The 19,665-nt window shown below is 70.6% G+C and carries 1 protein-coding gene (running past one end of the window); it reads left to right on the forward strand.

The genetic code is table 11. The features are described 5' to 3' along the window. A protein-coding gene (locus tag ACFYTS_RS08885) for a non-ribosomal peptide synthase/polyketide synthase (RefSeq protein WP_387302374.1) crosses the window boundary here: on the forward strand, positions 1-19,665 show its beginning. The gene runs 24,486 nt beyond the window's last position; 19,665 of the gene's 44,151 nt are visible here — the first part of the coding sequence; the start codon lies at positions 1-3; its stop codon lies off the right edge, out of view.

Consider the following 19,665-nt stretch of genomic DNA (forward strand, 5'->3'; position numbering starts at 1 on the left):
TTGGACCGGCTGGATTTCGGCGGCATCGGCGAAGCTGGCAGCGAAATCGCACCGGGATCGGGCGAACTTTTCCCGCTGTCGCCGGCGCAGCTCGGCATCTGGTATTCCCAGCATCTGGACCCGCAGGTTCCGATCAATATCGCCCAGTTCGTGGAGCTGCGCGGGGAACTCGACATGGCGCTGCTCGAGGCCGCCATGGTGCGCGGCTCGGAGGAGTTCGGTTCCGGCTTCCTGCGCATCGTCGAGCGTGACGGCGAGCCCATGCAGATGGTGGACCACTCGCTGGACCGCACCATCTACCACGTCGATCTGAGCGCCGAGGCCGATCCGGCCACCGCCGCCCACGCCTGGATGCGCGCCGACTACAGCGCGCCCCTGGAGCTCACCCGCGACCGCCTCATCCGCACCTGCATGCTGAAACTGGCCGACGGCCATTTCTACTGGTATGCGCGCATCCACCACATCGTGCTGGACGGTCTCGGCGCGGTGACCTACATGACCCGGGTCGCCGAGGTCTACACCGCGTTCGTCAATGGCGTCGAACCCCCGCCGCACAAGCTGACCGACCTGCCCACCCTGGTCGAGCAGGAGTTCGCCTACCGCGACTCGAGCCGCTTCCAGTCCGACAAGGAGTACTGGGCCGAGCGGATCGCCGGGGTCGAGGACGGCACCAGCCTGGCCGGACGTTCCGCGCCGCCGGCGGCGATCAACCGGATCGCCACGGCCGCGCTCACCGAGGATCAGACCTCGCTGCTGGATCAGGCCGTGGCCCGCCACGAGTCCTCGCCCGCGGGACTGCTGATCGCCGGTTTCGCCGCCTACCTCGCGCAGTGGACCGGCACCCAGGACGTCGTCCTCAGCCTCCCGGTGACCGCGCGCACCACCGCGATCATGCGCCGCTCCGGTGGCGCGGCCTCGAACATCGTGCCGCTGCGCCTGAAGGTCGGCCACGACTCGACGGTGACCGATCTGCTCGCGCAGGTGACGGTGGCCGTCTCGGGCGCCCTGCGTCACCAGCGCTACCGCGCCGAGGACATCAAGCGCGACAGCACCATGGCGAGCCGTGACTCGGGCGCTGCCGGTGACTTCTCCGGTGGCGAGGTCGGTTCGCAGTTCTTCGGTCCGTGGGTCAACATCATGTTGTTCCACAACGAGGTCGTGCTCGGCGACATCACCGGTGAGTACAGCGTGCTGTCCACCGGTTCCATCGAGGACCTGGGCGTCAACTTCTACCAGTCGGTGAAGGGCACCCGGAACCACATCGACTTCGAGACCAACCCCAACCTGTACTCCGACCACGAGACCCGCAGTCACCACGCGCGTTTCCTGGAGTTCTTCGACCGCTTCCTGGCGGCGGAGGCGGAGCAGCCGGTGTGGGGCCTGCCCATCACCACCGCGGCCGAGCGCACCCGCACCCTGGTGGAGTGGAACTCCGCCGCGCACGAGGTGCCGGTCACCACGCTGCCGGCGTTGCTGGACAAGCAGATTCCGCTGACCCCGGACAATGTGGCCGTCGAGTTCGAGGGCGAGCGGCTCACCTACGCCGAGTTCGGTGAGCGGGTCAACCGCCTGGCCCGCTTCCTGATCGAGGACGGCGTCGGCCCGGAATCGCTGGTGGCCCTGGGCATGCGGCGTTCGCTGGAGCTGGTCGTGGGCATGCACGCGGTGCTGCGCGCCGGTGGCGCGTACGTGCCGATCGACCCGGACCACCCGGCCGACCGCACCGCCTACATCCTGGAGTCCGCGGCACCGGTCTGCGTGCTGACCACAGCCCGCGACGAGCTCGAGCTGCCGGAGTCCGTGCGGCGCTTGGAGATCGACACCCTCGACGTGTCGGCGTACTCCGCCGAGCCGGTGACCGACGCGGACCGCCGCGCGCCGCTGCGCCCGGACAACACCGCCTACGTCATCTACACCTCGGGTTCGACCGGCCGCCCCAAGGGCGTCGCGGTCACCCACCACGCCATCGTCAACCAGGAACTGTGGATGCTCGACGAGTATCCGATGACCGAAGACGATGTGTACCTGCAGAAGACGGCCACCACCTTCGACGTGTCGTTGTGGGGCTACTTCATGCCGCTGCTGGTCGGCGCGAAGCTGATCGTGGCCACCCCGGACGGTCACCGCGATCCGCTGTACGTGGCGGAGATGATCGAGCGCCACGGCGTCACGGTCACCGACTTCGTGCCGTCCATGCTGACGGTGTTCGTCGCGCACGCCACCCGTGCCCAGTGCGCCACGCTGAAGTACGTTTTCGTGATCGGTGAGGCGCTGCCGCCGGAGACCGGCGCGGGCTTCCGCGAGATCACCTCGGCCGGCTTGCACAACCTGTACGGCCCGACCGAGGCCGCGGTCTCGGTCACCTACTGGGAGAACACCGCCGCCGACACCGTCACGGTGCCGATCGGTGTGCCCGAGTGGAATGTCGAAGTCTACGTACTGGATTCGCATCTGCGACCGGCCGCCATCGGCGCCGCGGGTGAGCTCTATCTGGCGGGCCGCCAGCTGGCGCGCGGCTACAAGGGCCGCCCGGATCTGACCTCGGACCGCTTCGTCGCGAATCCGTTGTCGCTCACCGGCGAGCGCATGTACCGCACCGGTGACCTGGTGCGCTGGAACGGTTCCGGTGCGCTGGAGTACATCGGCCGCACCGACTTCCAGGTGAAGTTCCGCGGTCAGCGCATCGAGCTCGGCGAGATCGAGACCGACCTGCTGGCCCACCCGTCGGTCAGCCAGGCCGCCGTGCTGGTGATGGACACCGCCACCGGTCAGCAGCTGGTCGCCTATGTGGTGCCGGTCCCGGGGCAGAGCGTCGATCCGGCCGAGCTGACCCGTTTCGCCGCCGAGAAGCTACCGACCTACATGGTCCCGGCCTCGATCATGGTGCTGGAGGCGTTCCCGCTCAACACATCCGGCAAGCTGGACCGCAAGGGCCTGCCGGAGCCGGTGTTCAGCGCCGGCGCCGCCGGATACCGCGCCCCGCGCACCGCCGCGGAGGAGATCGTGGCGGGCGTGTTCGCCGATGTGCTCGGTCACGACCGGGTCGGCGTGGACGACAACTTCTTCGATCTGGGCGGCAACTCGCTGGTCGCCACCCAGGTGGTGGCCCGCATCTCGGCCGCGTTCAGCACCCGCCTGGGTGTGCGCGCGCTGTTCGAGACCCCGACCGTGGCCGGGCTGGCCGCGCGCGTGGAAGCCGCTGGGCCCGCGGATGTCTCGCGGCCGCCGCTGGTGGCGCGGGAGCGTCCGGAACGGGTGCCGCTGTCGCTGGCGCAGCAGCGCATGTGGTTCCTCAACCAGTTCGACCCGAACGTCCCGACCTACAACCTGCCGTTCGTGGTGCGGTTGCGCGGGCAGGTCGACATCGACGCGCTGCAGCTGGCGCTGACCGACGTGGTGGCGCGCCAGGAGTCGCTGCGCACCGTCTTCCCCGAGTCCGGCGACGGCGGCTTCCAGCAGGTGCTGCCCATGGACGAGGTGGATCTCGGCATCGAGGTGCACGACCTCGCCGCTGCCGAATTGCCCTCCGCGCTGGCACAGTTCGCGTCCGCGGGCTTCGACGTCTCCACCCAGCTGCCGATCCGGGTACGCGTGTACCGGGTCGCCGCCGGCGCCGAGACCGGCCGCCATGCCGTCGCCGACGACGGCGAACTGGATCTCGCGGTCGCGTTCGTGGTGCACCACATCGCCGCCGACGGTTTCTCCTTCGGTCCGCTCTCGCGCGACATGACCGCGGCCTACCTGGCCCGGGTCGCCGGTCAGGAGCCCGCGTGGGCGCCGCTGCCGGTGCAATACCAGGACTTCAGCCTCTGGCAGCGGGAGCTGCTCGGCTCGGAATCCGACGCCGACTCCATGGCCGCGCGTCAGAACGACTACTGGCGCACGGCGCTGGCCGGGCTGCCGGATCAGCTGGACCTGCCCGCCGATCGGCCGCGGCCGCCGGTGCAGAGCTTCCACGGGTCCCGCGTCACCTTCGAGATCCCGGCCGAACTGCACGTCCGGCTCGCGGGATTGGCTCGCGCCCAGGGCGTCTCGCTGTTCATGGTCATGCACAGCGCGCTGGCCGTGCTGCTGGCCCGCCTGTCGGGCACCAGCGACATCGCCATCGGCACCCCGGTCGCCGGTCGCGGTGAGCAGGCGCTCGACGACCTGATCGGCATGTTCGTCAACACCCTGGTGCTGCGCTCGGAAGTGGATGGGGCGGAACGCTTCACCGACTTCCTGGCCCGCACCCGGGAGACCGACCTGGCGGCCTTCGCCAATACCGATGTCCCGTTCGAGCGACTGGTCGAGGTGCTCAACCCGACCCGTTCGCAGGCCCGGCACCCGCTGTTCCAGGTCATGCTGTCGTTCCAGGAGATGTCGCACGGCTCCATGGAGCTGCCCGGCCTCACCGTCTCCGCGGACGAGCTCGAGGTCGACATCGCCAAGTTCGACCTGCAGTGGACGCTGACCGAGCAGCGCGGTCTGGGCGGCGACCCCGGCGGGCTGTCGGTGATCCTGTCCTACGCCACCGACCTGTTCGACGCGTCGACCGTCGCCGAGTTCGGGCAGCGCTATCTGCGCGTGCTCGAGACCGCCGTCGCCGCCCCGGACACCGTGGTCCGCGATATCGACGTCCTCGACGCCGGTGAGCGCGAGACCGTCCTGCACGCCTGGAACCACACCGCGCGCGAACTGCGTGGCGCGGCAACGGTTCTCGACCTGTTCGAGCAGCAGGTCCGGATCCGGCCGAACGCCACCGCCCTGATCTTCGATCCGGGCGAGCGCAGCGGCAGCATGTTCGGCCCCGCCGAGGAGCTGACCTACGCCGAGTTCTCCGCCCGGGTGAACCGCCTGGCGCGCAAGCTCGTCGACACCGGCGTCGGCCCGGAGTCCCTGGTGGCGGTGGGTATTCGCCGCTCGGTGGACATGCTGGTCGCCATCTACGCCACCCTCACCGCGGGCGGCGGCTACGTGCCGATCGATCCCGACCACCCGGCCGAGCGCACCGACTACGTGCTGCGCACCGCCGAGCCGGTGGTGTTGCTCACCACCGTCGACGACGCCGTGGAATCCGCGGATTGCCCGGTGCTGCAGCTGGATTCGCTCGACCTCGAGGATTACAGCGACGCCCCGGTCACCGACGCGGACCGGCTCGCGTCGCTGCGCCCGGACAATGCCGCCTACGTGCTGTTCACCTCCGGCTCGACCGGCCGCCCCAAGGGCGTGGCCATCCCGCACGCCGCGGTGCTCAACCAGATCGCCTGGATCACCGCCGAATACCGCATCGACGACACCGATGTGATCCTGCAGAAGACGCCGGTCACCTTCGACGTGTCGGTGTGGGAGCTGTTCGGTTCGCTGGCGGTCGGCGCGCAGCAGGTCATCGCCGCGCCGGACGGCCACCGCGACCCGATGTACCTCTCGGAGGTCATCGGACGCCACCGGGTCACCATGACCTCGTTCGTGCCGTCCATGCTGAGCGTGTTCGCCTCCACAGCCTCGGCATCCGAATGCCTGTCCCTGCGTGCGGTTCTGGTCGCCGGTGAGGCGCTGCCGCCGGCCACGGTGACCGCGTTCCGCCGCTTCTCCACCGCGGCCGTGCACAACCTGTACGGCCCGACCGAGTTCACCGTGCACGCCACCGCCGCCGCCATCGACGCGCCGGTGGTCACCTCGGTGCCGATCGGCCGCCCGGTGTGGAACGCGCAGACCTATGTGCTCGACGAGGGCCTGCGCCCGGTGCCCGCGGGCGTCCCGGGTGAGCTGTACCTCGGCGGCGTGCAGGTGGCGCGCGGCTACTTCGGCCGCCCGGACCTGAGCGCCGAGCGTTTCGTCGCCAACCCCTACGGTGAGCCGGGTTCGCGGCTCTACCGCACCGGCGACCTGGTGCGCTGGAACCATGGGCGCTCCGCAGGCTCCGCGCCCGCAGGCGGAATCGGCTACGGCATTCTCGAATACATCGGCCGCACCGACTTCCAGGTGAAGTTCCGCGGTCAGCGCATCGAGCTCGGCGAGATCGAGACCGCGCTGCTGGACCACCCCAAGGTGCAGCAGGCCGTGGTGCTGGTCATCGACACCGTGGCCGGCGATCAGCTGGTCGCCTACATCGTGGCCGGCGGCCCGGTGGACCTGGACGGGGTCAAGACCTCGTTGCAGCGCACCCTGCCCGCGTACATGGTGCCGGGCTCGATCATGGTGCTCGACGCGTTCCCGCTCAACGCCTCCGGCAAGCTGGATCGCAAGGCGCTGCCGACGCCGCGGTTCGAGGTGCGCGAATTCCGCGCTCCGACAACGCCGATCGAGGAGATCATCGCCCAGATCTTCGGCGAGGTGCTGGGCATCGCCCGCGTCGGCGTCGATGACGACTTCTTCGAGCTGGGCGGCAACTCGCTGATCGCGACCCAGGTGGCGACCCGCCTGGGGACCGCCCTCGACACCCGCGTGCCGGTGCGCATGCTGTTCGAGGCGGCCACCGTGGAGGCCCTCGCGGCCCGCGTGGAATCGCATGTCGGCGACGGCGGCCGCAAGGCCCTGGTGGCGCGCGAACGCCCGAACGAGGTTCCGCTTTCCCTCGCGCAGCAGCGCATGTGGTTCCTCAACCGCTTCGACACCGCCTCGGCGGTCAACAACATCCCGGTCGCCATCCGGCTCTCCGGTGAGCTGGACATCGCGGCCCTGCAGGTCGCGGTCATCGACGTCATCGACCGGCACGAGTCGCTGCGCACCGTCTTCCCGGAGACCGCGCACGGCCCGGTGCAGCGGGTGCTCGACGCCGCGCAGATCGTGCCGGACCTGACCCCGGTGCCGGTCACCGAGTCCAACCTGATCGACCACCTGGTCGAGCTGGCCACCATGGCCTTCGACGTCACCGGCGAAGTGCCTTTGCACGCGGCGCTTTTCGAGATCAGCGACACCGAGTACATCCTCGGCATGGTGGTCCACCACATCAGCGCCGACGGCTGGTCCATGGGCCCGCTGGCCCGCGACGTGATGGTTGCCTACGCGGCCCGCACCTCGTGGGAGGCCCCGGCCTGGGCGGAACTGCCGGTGCAGTACGCCGATTACGCGCTGTGGCAGCGCGAGGTGCTCGGCTCCGAGGACGATCCGGACGCGCTGATCTCCAAGCAGATCCGCTACTGGACCGAGGCCCTGGCCGACCTGCCCGACGAGCTGGTGCTGCCCTCCGACCGGCAGCGTCCGGCCGTGGCCAGCTACCAGGGTGGCACCTACCCGTTCGCCATCTCCGCCGAAACCCAGCAGGCGCTGGTGGATCTGGGCCGCCGGCACAACGCCTCGCTGTTCATGGTCATGCACTCGGCTCTGGCGGTGCTGCTGGCCCGTCTGTCGGGCACCTCCGACATCGCGATCGGCACCCCGGTGCACGGCCGTGGTGAGGCCGCCCTCGACGACCTGATCGGCATGTTCGTCAACACCCTGGTGCTGCGCACCGAGGTGGACGGCTCGGAGACCTTCGCCGACCTGCTGGCCCGCTCCCGCGACACCGACCTGCACGCCTTCGCGCACGCGGACGTGCCGTTCGAGCGTCTGGTCGAGGTCATCAACCCGGCCCGTTCGCAGGCCCGCCACCCGCTGTTCCAGGTCATGCTGACCTTCCAGAACACCCGGCAGGCCAGCCTCGAACTACCGGGCCTCTCGGTCAACGGCATCGACTACGACGCCCGCCTGGCCAAGTTCGACCTGCAGCTGACCCTGCAGGAGGCGCAGGACGACCACGGCGAGCACGCCGGCATGTCGGCCGAGATCTCCTACGCGCTGGACCTGTTCGACGAGCCCACCATCGAGGCGTTCGCGCGGCGACTGGATCTGATCCTGGAAGCCGTGGTGGCGCACCCGGATCGGCCGCTCGGCGATATCGACCTGCTGGTCGCCGGTGAGCGCGACCAGGTGCTGGACGGCTGGAACGACACCGCGTTCAACCTGGCCTCGGTGCTGCCCGCACTGCCCGAGGGTGAGGCCGCCACACTGGTCTCGCTGTTCGAGGCCCAGGCTCTGACCAGCCCCGATGCGCCTGCCGTGGAATTCGAGGGGACAGGTCTGTCCTACGCCGAGTTCTCGGCGCGGGTGCACAAGCTGGCCCGCAAGCTCATCGCGCAGGGCGTCACCGCGGAATCGCCGGTGGCCCTGGCGATCCGGCGTTCGCTGGATCTGGTCGTCGCCATGTACGCCGTGCTGGAGGCCGGTGGCGCGTACGTGCCGCTGGACCCGGACCAGCCGATGGAGCGCATCGACTACGTGCTCGACACCGCGCGCCCGGTCGCCATCCTGACCACCGGCCGCGACGATTTCGTGACCGGCCGCAATGTGCCGGTGCTGGAGGTCGACAGCCTGAACCTGGACGCCTACTCCGACGCTCCGATCACGGATGCCGAACGGGGACAGGCGATCCGGCCCGAGCACACGGCCTACGTGATCTTCACGTCCGGTTCGACCGGTCGCCCCAAGGGTGTGGCCGTCGAGCACGGCGCGATCGTGAACCGCCTGCTGTGGATGCAGCACGAGTACCCGATCGACGCGAACGATGCGGTGCTGCAGAAGACTCCGGCGACCTTCGACGTGTCGGTGTGGGAGTTCTTCTGGCCCTTGCAGACCGGTGCGCGCCTGGTGGTCGCCAAGCCGGACGGCCACCGCGACCCGGTGTACCTGGCCCATGTCATCGCGGAAACGGGCATCACCACGGCGCACTTCGTGCCGTCGATGCTGTCGGTCTTCGTCGCCACCCTCGGTACCGACAGCGGTGATTCCGCCACCGCCGCACCGCGGCTGCGTCAGGTCTTCGCCTCCGGTGAGGCGCTGCCCGCGCCGACCGCGCAGAAGCTGCGCGAGCTGACCGGTGCGCGGCTGCACAACCTCTACGGCCCGACCGAGGCGGCCGTCGACGTCACCTATCACGAGGTCGTCGACGCCGACACCGTCTTCGTGCCGATCGGCCGCCCGGTATGGAACACCGAGACCTACGTCCTCGACGCCCGCCTGCACCCGGTCGCGCCGGGTGTCGCGGGTGAGCTCTACCTCGCGGGCGATCAGCTCGCGCGCGGCTACCTGGGCCGCCCGGACCTGTCCGCGGACCGTTTCGTGGCCAACCCGTTCGTCTCCGGCGACCGCATGTACCGCACCGGCGACCTGGTCTCCTGGACCGCCGGCGGTGAACTGAACTACCTGGGCCGCACCGACTTCCAGGTGAAGCTGCGCGGTCTGCGCATCGAGCTGGGCGAGATCGAGGCGGCGCTGCTGGCGCAGCCGACCATCGCCCAGTCCGTCGTGGTGGTCCGCACCGACGCGCACGCGGGCGACCAGCTCGTGGGTTACGTGGTCCGCGAGCCCGACGCCGCGGTCGACGTCGACGGCGTGAAGGCCGCGCTGAGCGCCTCGCTGCCCGCCTACATGGTTCCGGCCGCGCTCGTGGTGCTGGACGCCTTCCCGGTCAACGCCTCCGGCAAGCTGGACCGCAAGGCGCTGCCCGCGCCGGTGTTCGAGGCCAAGCGGTTCCGCGCCCCCTCGACCCCGATCGAGGAGATCATCGCGCAGATCTTCGCCGACCTGCTCGGCATCTCCGGAACGGAGAACGGCCCCGAGCGCGTCGGCGTGGACGACGACTTCTTCGAACTGGGCGGCAACTCGCTGGTCGCCACCCAGGTGGTCGCCCGCCTGTCGGCCGCGCTGAACGCCGAGATCGGCGTGCGCGTGCTGTTCGAGGCCCCGACCGTGGCCGCGCTGGCCGCGCGGGTGGAGTCGCACGCGGGAACCGGTGTGCGCCAGGCGCTCACGGTCCGCACCCGCCCCGAGTACCCGCCGCTGTCGCTCGCGCAGCAGCGCATGTGGTTCCTCAACCGGTTCGATCCCGAATCGGCGGCCAACAACATCCCGGCGGCCGTACGGCTCACCGGCGCACTGGATCTCGACGCCATGCGCGGCGCGATCGCCGACGTGATGGCGCGCCACGAGTCGCTGCGCACCCTGTACCCGTCGCACGAGGGCGTCGCCTACCAGAAGGTGCTGCCCACCGGCCGCGCCATTCCGGAGCTGGATGTCCTGGACGTGACCGAGGGCGAGCTGTTCGCCGCGGTCTACGCGTTCGCGGCGCAGGGCTTCGACGTCACCACCGAGACCGCGGTGCGCCTGCGCGCCTACCGCCTCGCGGCCGACGAGCACGTGCTGGTCCTGGTGGCCCACCACATCGCCGCCGACGGCTTCTCCATGACGCCGCTGGTCCGCGACCTGATGACCGCCTACATCGCGCGCAGCCAGGGCGAGACCCCGGGTTGGACCGAACTGCCGGTGCAGTACGCGGATTACGCGCTGTGGCAGCGCGAGACCCTGGGCTCGGAAGAGGACCCGCGCTCGCTCATCACCGAGCAGCTCGACTACTGGCGTGACACCCTGTCCGGCCTGCCGGACGAGCTGCGCCTGTCCACCACCCCGCGCCCGGCCGTGGCCTCCTACGACGCGGGCACCCACCGGTTCCAGGTGCCGGGCGAGCTCATCGCCGGACTGAACCGGGTGGCACAGGCCCATGGCACGACCCTGTTCATGGTGGTGCACAGCGCCTTCGCCGCGCTGCTGGCCCGCCTGAGCGGCACCGACGACATCGCGGTCGGCATCCCGGTCGCGGGCCGTGGCGAGCAGGCGCTCGACGACCTGGTCGGCATGTTCGTCAACACCCTGGTGCTGCGGTCGCCGGTGGACACCGGCGCGAGCTTCACCGACCTGCTGAAGTCCGTGCGCGAGCGCGACCTGCAGGCCTTCGCCCACGCGGACGTGCCGTTCGAGCGCCTGGTCGAGGTGCTCAACCCGGCCCGCTCGCAGGCGCGCCACCCGCTGTTCCAGGTGATGCTGTCGTTCCAGAACCTGGGGCGTGCCTCGCTGGAGCTACCGGGCCTGAGCGTCGCCGAGCTGGCCATCGATCAGCAGTCGGCCAAGTTCGATCTGCAGATGACGCTGAGCGAAGTCGTCGACGGCGACTCTGCCATGGACGCCGAACTCGTCTACGCGACAGATCTTTTCGACGCCGCCTACGCCAACGTGTTCGCGCAGCGCTTCGTCGCCATGCTGACCGCCGTGGCCACGGATCCGGCCCGGCTGGTCGGCGATGTCGAGCTGTTGAGCGAGACCGAGCGCCGTCAGCTGCTGGTCGGCTGGAACGAGACCGCGTTCGAGCTGGACACCGCGCTGCCGGAGATCGAAGAGGGCGCGGCGGCGACGCTGGTGTCGCTGTTCGAGGCGCAGGTCGCGCTGACTCCGGATGCGACGGCTGTCACGTTCGAGGGGACAAGTCTGTCCTACGCCGAGTTCGCGGCCCGGGTGCGCAAGCTGGCGCGCTGGCTCATCGCGGAGGGCGTCGGACCGGAATCCTTTGTGGCGCTGGGCATGCGCCGCTCCATCGACCTGGTCGCGGGCATGTACGCCGTGGCCGTCGCCGGTGGCGCGTACGTGCCGCTGGACCCGGATCACCCGGCCGAGCGCACCCAGTACATCCTCGATACCGCGCAGCCGGTCTGCGTGCTCACCTCCGGTGACGACCAAGCGCTGGGAGGTGGAGCGGAAGGTGTCGAGGCCCGCCAGGTTCGGATCGACGAGCTGGACCTGTCGGCGTTCGACGACGGCCCGGTCACCGATGCCGAGCGCCGCTCGCCGCTGCGCCCGGGCAACACCGCCTACGTGATCTTCACGTCCGGCTCCACCGGCCGCCCCAAGGGTGTGGCGGTGAGCCACGCGGCCATCGTCAACCGCCTGGTGTGGATGCACGCCCAGTACGGCCTGGCCGCCTACGACGTGGTGCTGCAGAAGACCCCGGCCACCTTCGACGTGTCGGTGTGGGAGTTCTTCTGGCCCTTGCAGGTCGGCGCGCGCCTGGTGGTCGCCAAGCCGGACGGCCACCGTGACCCGGCCTACCTGGCCGAGATCATCGTCCGCGAGGGCGTGACGGTCACCCACTTCGTGCCGTCCATGCTGGCGGTCTTCGTGGCCGAGCCGGCCGCCGCCGACTGTGTCAGCCTCACCAACGTCTTCGCCTCCGGTGAGGGCCTGCCCGCGCCGACCGCGCAGAAGCTGCGCCGGCTGACCGGCGCGCGCCTGCACAACCTGTACGGCCCCACCGAGGCCGCGGTCGACGTGACCTTCCACGAGGTCGTCGACGCCGACGTCGCCTCGGTGCCGATCGGCGCGCCGGTGTTCAACACCCAGGTGTACGTGCTGGATTCGCGCCTCAACCCGGTTCCGGTGGGTGTCGCGGGTGAGCTCTATCTCGCGGGTGACCAGCTGGCCACCGGCTATGTGGCCCGCCCCGACCTGACCGCGGACCGCTTCGTGGCCAACCCCTTCGGGGACGGTGCGCGCATGTACCGCACCGGTGACCTCGTCACCTGGACCGGCCACGGTGAGCTGGAATACCTGGGCCGCACCGACTTCCAGGTGAAGCTGCGCGGTCTGCGCATCGAGCTCGGCGAGATCGAGTCCGCGCTCACCGCGCTGCCCGCGGTCGCGCAGGCCGTGGTCGTGGTCCGCCACGACGAGCGCACCGGCGATCAGCTGGTCGCCTACCTGATCGCCGCCGACGGTCACCTCGACCTCGACGCCGTGAAGGACGTGCTCTCCGAACAGCTTCCGGCCTACATGGTCCCGGCCGCCTTCATGGTGCTGGACGCCTTCCCGCTCAACGCCTCCGGCAAGCTGGACCGCAAGCAGCTGCCCGCGCCGACCTTCGCCGCCAAGACCTTCCGCGCCCCGGCCACCCCGGTGCAGCAGACGGTCGCCGGCGTCATCGCCGACGTGCTCGGCCTGGACCGGGTCGGCCTGGACGACGACTTCTTCGAGCTCGGCGGCAACTCGCTGATCGCCACCCAGGTGATCGCCCGCCTGTCCGCGGCGCTGGACGCCGACATCCCGCTGCGCGCGCTGTTCGAGGCCTCCACCGTGGCCTCCCTTGCCGCACAGCTGGAATCGCGCGTCGGCACCGGCGCCCGGGCGGCCCTGGTCGCCCAGGAGCGCCCGGAGCTGGTGCCGCTGTCGCTGGCGCAGCAGCGCATGTGGTTCCTGAACCGCTTCGACAACCGCACCGCGGTCAACAACATCCCGGTGGCGCTGAAGCTCACCGGCGCCATCGACCCGGCTGCCTTCACCGCCGCGCTGGGCGACGTGCTGGCCCGGCACGAGTCGCTGCGCACCGTCTACCCCGAGATCGAGGGCGACGGCTACCAGCGCATCCTGCCGCTGTCCGAGATCGACTTCGAGGTGCGGACCGAGTCCGTCACCGCGGCCGACCTGACCGCGCGCATCACCCAGCTGGCGAGCGTCTTCTTCGACGTCACCCGCGAACTGCCGTTCCGCGCCACGGTGCTGAGCCTCAGCGAGACCGAGCACGTGGTCGTGCTGGTGCTGCACCACATCAGCGCCGACGGCGCGTCGCTGCGGCCGCTGCTGCGCGATGTGGTCGCCGCCTACCTGTCCCGCGCGGCCGGCGAGGCCCCGGCCTGGTCGCCGCTGCCGGTGCAGTACGCCGACTACACGCTGTGGCAGCGCGAGATCCTCGGCGCGGAGACCGATCCCGAGTCGATCGCCGCCCAGCAGATCGGCTACTGGACCACCCAGCTGGCCGACCTGCCCGAGCAGCTGGAGCTGCCCGCCGACCGGCCGCGGCCCGAGGTCGCCACCAATGCCGGTGGCGTGCACGACTTCTCCATCGACGCCGACCTGCACCGCGCCCTCACCGGCGTGGCCCGCGAACACGACGTCACCCTGTTCATGCTGGTCCACGCGGCGCTCGCGGCCTGGTCCGCGCGCCTGTCGCGGTCCACCGACATCGCCATCGGCACCCCGATCGCGGGCCGCGGTGAACGCGCCCTCGACGACGTGGTCGGCATGTTCGTCAACACCCTGGTGCTGCGCAGCGAGGTGCGGCCGGACGCGGCCTTCCGCGATCTGCTCGCGCAGGTGCGCCGCACCGACCTGGCCGCCTTCGCGCACGCCGACGTGCCGTTCGAGCGGCTGGTGGACGTGCTCAGCCCGGTCCGCTCGCAGGCGCACCACCCGCTGTTCCAGGTGGCGCTGACCTTCGAGGCCGCGAGCGCCAAGGACGCGGCCGCCGTCGAGCTGCCCGACCTGGCCCTCGAAGTCGTCGAATTCGATCCGGGCACCGCCAAGTTCGACGTGCAGCTCACGGTGAGCGAGCGCGCCGACGGGTCGCTGGGTCTGTCCTGGAACTACGCCACCGATCTGTTCGACGCCGAGACCGTCATCTCCTTCGCCGAGCGCCTGGTTCGCATCCTGCGCGCCGTCGCCGAGGACCCGTCGGCGCTGATCGGTGACATCGACCTGCTGGGCGAGGGCGAACGCCACGACGTGGCCGAGTACTGGGTCTCCGCGGGCGACGACATCGTGGAGCTGGCCGAGACCGCGCGCGCCGCGGTCGCCGAGGCCGAACTCGCCGTCGCCGAGGGCATCTCGGGCATCGCGCCCGAGGCCGCCGCGCTGGCCGCGCTGGGCGGGGCCGCCGAGCGCCTGTCCAACCCCCTCGAAGCGCTGGCGAGCCCGTTCGCCGCGTCCGAGGCCACCATCTCGGGCCTGTTCGACCTGGCCGTGGCCGCCCACCCGGAGCGGGTCGCGGTGCGGTTCGGCGACGAGGAGCTCACCTACTTCGAGCTGGATCGCCGCGCGAACGTGCTGGCGCGCAGGCTGATCGGGGAGGGCGCCGGTCCGGAGTCGCTGGTCGCGGTGCTGCTGCCGCGTTCCGCGGACCTGGTCGTGGCGCTGCTGGCCGTGATCAAGACCGGTGCGGGTTACGTGCCGATCGATCCGTCCTACCCGGCCGACCGCATCGCCTTCGTGCTCTCGGACGCGAAGCCCACCAGCGTGATCACCGACTCGACCGTGCAGGTCGAACTCCCGGCCGAGCTGAACACCGTTCTCCTGGACGGCTTCTCGCTGGAGGCCGGGAACATCGTGGACGCGGCCGACGGCCCCGTCACCGATGCCGACCGCCGTTCGGCGCTGCACCCGGACCACGTCGCCTACGTCATCTACACCTCCGGTTCGACCGGCCGCCCGAAGGGCGTCGCGGTCGCGCACCGCAATGTGGTGCGCCTGATGGCTAACACCGATCGCGAGTTCGGCTTCGGACCCGACGACGTGTGGACCCTGTTCCACTCCTACGCCTTCGACTTCTCGGTGTGGGAGCTGTGGGGCCCGCTGCTCTACGGCGGCAAGCTCGTCGTGGTCGACTACTACGTGTCGCGCTCCCCGGAGCAGTTCCTGGAACTGCTGCGCCGCGAGCAGGTCACCGTCCTCAACCAGACGCCGTCGGCGTTCTACCAGCTGGCCGAGGCCGACCGCATCGCGGCCACCGCCGGCGACCAGCAGGACCTGGCCCTGCGCTACGTCGTCTTCGGCGGTGAGGCCCTCGAGCTGCGTCGCCTCTCGGATTGGGTTGCCCGCCACGGGGATTCCACCCCGTACCTGGTGAACATGTACGGCATCACCGAGACCACGGTCCACGTGTCGGTGCGGGTGCTCGACGCCGACACCATCGCCGCCGCCACCGGTTCGGTGGTCGGCCGGGCCATCGCCGGTCTGCGCGTGTACGTCCTCGACGATCGCCTGCACCCGGTGCCGGTCGGCGTCGCGGGTGAGATGTACGTCGCCGGCGCCCAATTGGCGCGCGGCTACCTGGGCCGCCCGGACCTGTCCGCGGCCCGTTTCGTGGCCAGCCCCTTCGGCGCGCCGGGCACCCGCCTGTACCGCTCCGGTGACGTGGCCCGCTGGAACCGCTTCGGCGAGCTCGAATACCTGGGCCGCGCCGACGATCAGGTCAAGGTCCGCGGTTTCCGCATCGAGCTCGGTGAGATCGAGTCCGCGGTGCTGGCGCAGGCCGGGGTCGCGCAGACCGCGGTCATCGTGCGCGAGGACCAGCCGGGCGATCAGCGCATCGTCGCCTACGTGGTGCCGCAGGACGGTGTCGCGCCCGCCGTGGACGCCGTCCGCGACGGCGCGGCCGAACTGCTGCCGTCCTACATGGTCCCGTCCGCGATCGTGGTGCTGGACCGGATCCCGCTGACCGTCAACGGCAAGCTGGACCGTCGCGCCCTGCCGGCCCCCGCCGCGCAGGCCCGCGCCTTCCGCGCGCCGGAGACCCCGACCCAGGAGACGGTCGCCGCCGTCTTCGCCGAGGTCCTCGGCCTGGAGCGGGTCGGCCTGGACGACGACTTCTTCGATCTGGGCGGCAACTCGCTGATCGCCACCCGTGTCGTGTCGCGCATCGGCGCGGCCCTCGACACGACGGTCGCGGTGCGCACCCTGTTCGAGGCGACCACGGTCGAGGCCCTCGCGGCCCGCATCGAATCGCATGCCGACGGCGCCTCGCGCGCCAAGCTGACCGCCCGCACCCGGATTCCCGGCGAGCTGGTGCCGCTGTCGTTCGCGCAGCAGCGCATGTGGTTCCTGAACCAGTACGACACCTCGTCGGCGGCCTACAACCTGCCGCTGGCAATCCGCCTCACCGGTGAACTCGACACCGCCGCACTGGAACTCGCGGTCGCCGACGTGGTTCGCCGCCACGAGTCGCTGCGCACCAAGTACCCCGAGCACGGCGGCACCCCGACGCAGGTGGTCGTCCCGGCCGAGGAGATCGCCCTCGATCTGCGGCCGGTCACGGTCGCGCCCGCAGATCTGACCGCCACCGTGACCGCGTTCGCCACGCTGGGCTTCAATGTGGCCGAGCAGGTTCCGCTGCGCGCCCGCCTGTTCCGCGCGGGCGGCGAGGACGCCACCGAGCACGTGCTCGTGGTGGTCGTGCACCACATCGCCGGTGACGGTTTCTCCATGTCCCCGCTGGCCCGCGACGTCATGGTCGCCTACACCGCGCGCACCCAGGGCGCGGTGCCCGGCTGGGCCCCGCTGGCCGTGCAGTACGCCGACTTCGCGCTGTGGCAGCGCGAAGTGCTGGGCTCGGAAGAGGATTCGTCCTCGATCATGGCCCGCCAGGTCGCCTACTGGCAGCGCGTGCTCGGCGGCGTGCCCGACGAGCTGGCCCTGCCCACCGACCGCCCGCGGCCGGCCATCGCCTCGCACCGCGGCGCGACCCTGCAGCGGACGCTGTCGCCCGAGCTGATCGCGGCGCTGGAAGACGTTGCCCGCCAGCGTGGTTCGTCGCTGTTCATGGTGATGCACAGCGCCCTCGCGGTGCTGCTGGCCCGCCTGTCCGGCGGCGACGACATCGCGGTCGGCACCCCGGTCGCCGGTCGCGGTGAGGCCGCGCTCGACGACCTGGTCGGCATGTTCGTCAACACCCTGGTGCTGCGCACCGGCATCGAGCCCGGTGAGTCGTTCACCGACCTGCTGGACCGCGTGCGCCACACCGACCTCGACGCCTTCGGCAATGCCGACGTGCCGTTCGAGCGGCTGGTGGAACTGCTGGCGCCCGAGCGCTCGCAGGCCCGCAACCCGCTGTTCCAGGTCATGCTGGCCTTCCAGAACCTGGACCGCGCCGGCATCGAACTGCCGGGCCTCACGGTCTCCACGCTGGATCTCGACGAGAACATCTCCCGCTTCGACCTGCAGTTCACGCTGTCGGAGCAGGACTCCGGCATGGCCCTGGCCCTGACCTACGCCACCGATCTGTTCGACGCGGCCACCGCGGCCGGGTTCGCGCAGCGCTGGGTGCGGGTGCTCGAGGCCGTCGCCGCGAACCCGGAGATCGGTGTCGGCGCGATCGACATCCTGGACTCCGGCGAGCGCGCCGATCTGGTGGCCCGGTTCGGCCTGCCCGCCGTCCCGGCGCGCACCCTGCCCGAGCTGATCGCCGACGCCGTCGCCATCGACCCCGCCGCGCCCGCGGTGGTGTTCGAGGGCCGGAGTCTGTCCTACGGCGAGCTGGATGCCCGCTCGAACCGCCTGGCGCGCTTGCTCATCGAGCGCGGCATCGGCGCCGAGGACCTGGTCGCCGTCGCCGTCCCGCGATCGGACGACTCCTACTTCGCCGAATGGGCGGTGTCCAAGACCGGTGCGGCGTTCGTGCCGGTGGACCCCAACTACCCGGCCGACCGCATCGCCCACATGGTCACCGACTCCGGTTCGCCGGTCGGCCTCACCGTGGCGTCGGTGCGCGCGGACATGCCGGACTCGGTCGAGTGGCTGGTGCTGGACGATCTGGATCTGAACGCGTTCGCGGACACCGCGATCGACGCCGCCGAGCGGGTGCGTCCGCTGCGCCCGGAGCACCCGGCCTACGTCATCTACACCTCCGGTTCCACCGGTGTGCCCAAGGGCGTCGTGGTCACCCACGCCGGTCTGGCCAACTTCACCGTCGAGCAGGCCGAGCGCTACGCGCTCGACTCCTCCTCGCGCGCACTGCATTTCGCGTCGCCCTCGTTCGACGCGTCGATGCTGGAATTCCTGCTCGCCATCGGCAAGGGCGGCACCCTGGTGGTCGTCCCGCCGGGCACCTACGGCGGCGAGGAGCTCGCCGAGCTGATCCGCCGCGAGCGGGCCACCCACGCGTTCATCACCCCGGCCGCGCTGTCCACCTTCGGACCGGCGGGCCTGGACTCGCTGCGCGTGCTGGTCGCCGGTGGTGAAGCGGTGCCCGCCGATCTGGTCGAGAAGTGGGCGGTTCCGTTGGCGGACGGCACGATGCGTGCCTTCCACAATGGTTACGGCCCGACCGAGACCACCATCATGACCAACATCAGCGACGCGCTGGTGCCGGGTGACCTGGTCACCATCGGCGGTCCCATCCGGGGCATGCAGTCGCTGATCCTCGACAACCGCCTGCGCCCGGTGCCGGTGGGTGTCGCGGGTGAGCTGTACCTGTCGGGCATCCAGCTGGCGCGCGGCTACCACGCGCGGCCGGGCCTGACCGCTGACCGTTTCGTCGCCAACCCGTACGTGGACGGCGAGCGCATGTACCGCACCGGTGACGTGGTGCGCTGGACCCCGGACGGCCTGGTCGAATACGTGGGCCGCTCCGACTTCCAGGTCAAGGTGCGCGGTTTCCGTATCGAGCTCGGTGAGATCGACGCGGCGCTGGCCTCGCACGAGACGGTCGACTTCGCGGTCACCGTGGGCCACAAGAACGCCGCGGGCGCGACCTCGCTGGTGTCGTACGTGGTTGCCACGCCGGGTCATTCGATCGATGTGGCGACCGTGACGGCGCACGTCGAGCAGCGTCTGCCCGCGTACATGGTGCCGTCCTCGGTCATGATCATCGACCGGGTGCCGCTGACCCCGGTCGGCAAGCTGGACCGCCGGGCGCTGCCCGAGCCGGTCTTCGCCACCGAGGTGGTCTTCCGGGCCGCGCGCAATGCCCTCGAGCAGACCATCGCCGAGGTGTTCGCCGAGGTGCTGGGTCTGGAGCGGGTCGGCATCGACGACTCGTTCTTCGCGCTCGGCGGTGACTCCATCGTCTCCATCCAGCTGGTGTCGCGGGCCAAGGCGCGCGGCGTGGTGTTCTCGCCGCGCGACGTGTTCGAGCAGCGCACCGTGTCCGGTCTGGCCGCCATCGCCGAAACCTCGGACGGCCAGGGCGATTCGGCCCCGCAGCTGACCGAGCTCCCGGGCGGCGGCGTGGGTGTCATGCCGCTGACCCCGGTGGTGCGGTTCATGGCGGGACGGCCGGGCGAGTTCGGCCGCTTCAACCAGACCATGGCGCTGGAGCTGCCGATCGGCATCGAC

This window comes from Nocardia sp. NPDC004151, from assembly GCF_042874235.1.
Taxonomy (GTDB): Bacteria; Actinomycetota; Actinomycetes; order Mycobacteriales; family Mycobacteriaceae; genus Nocardia.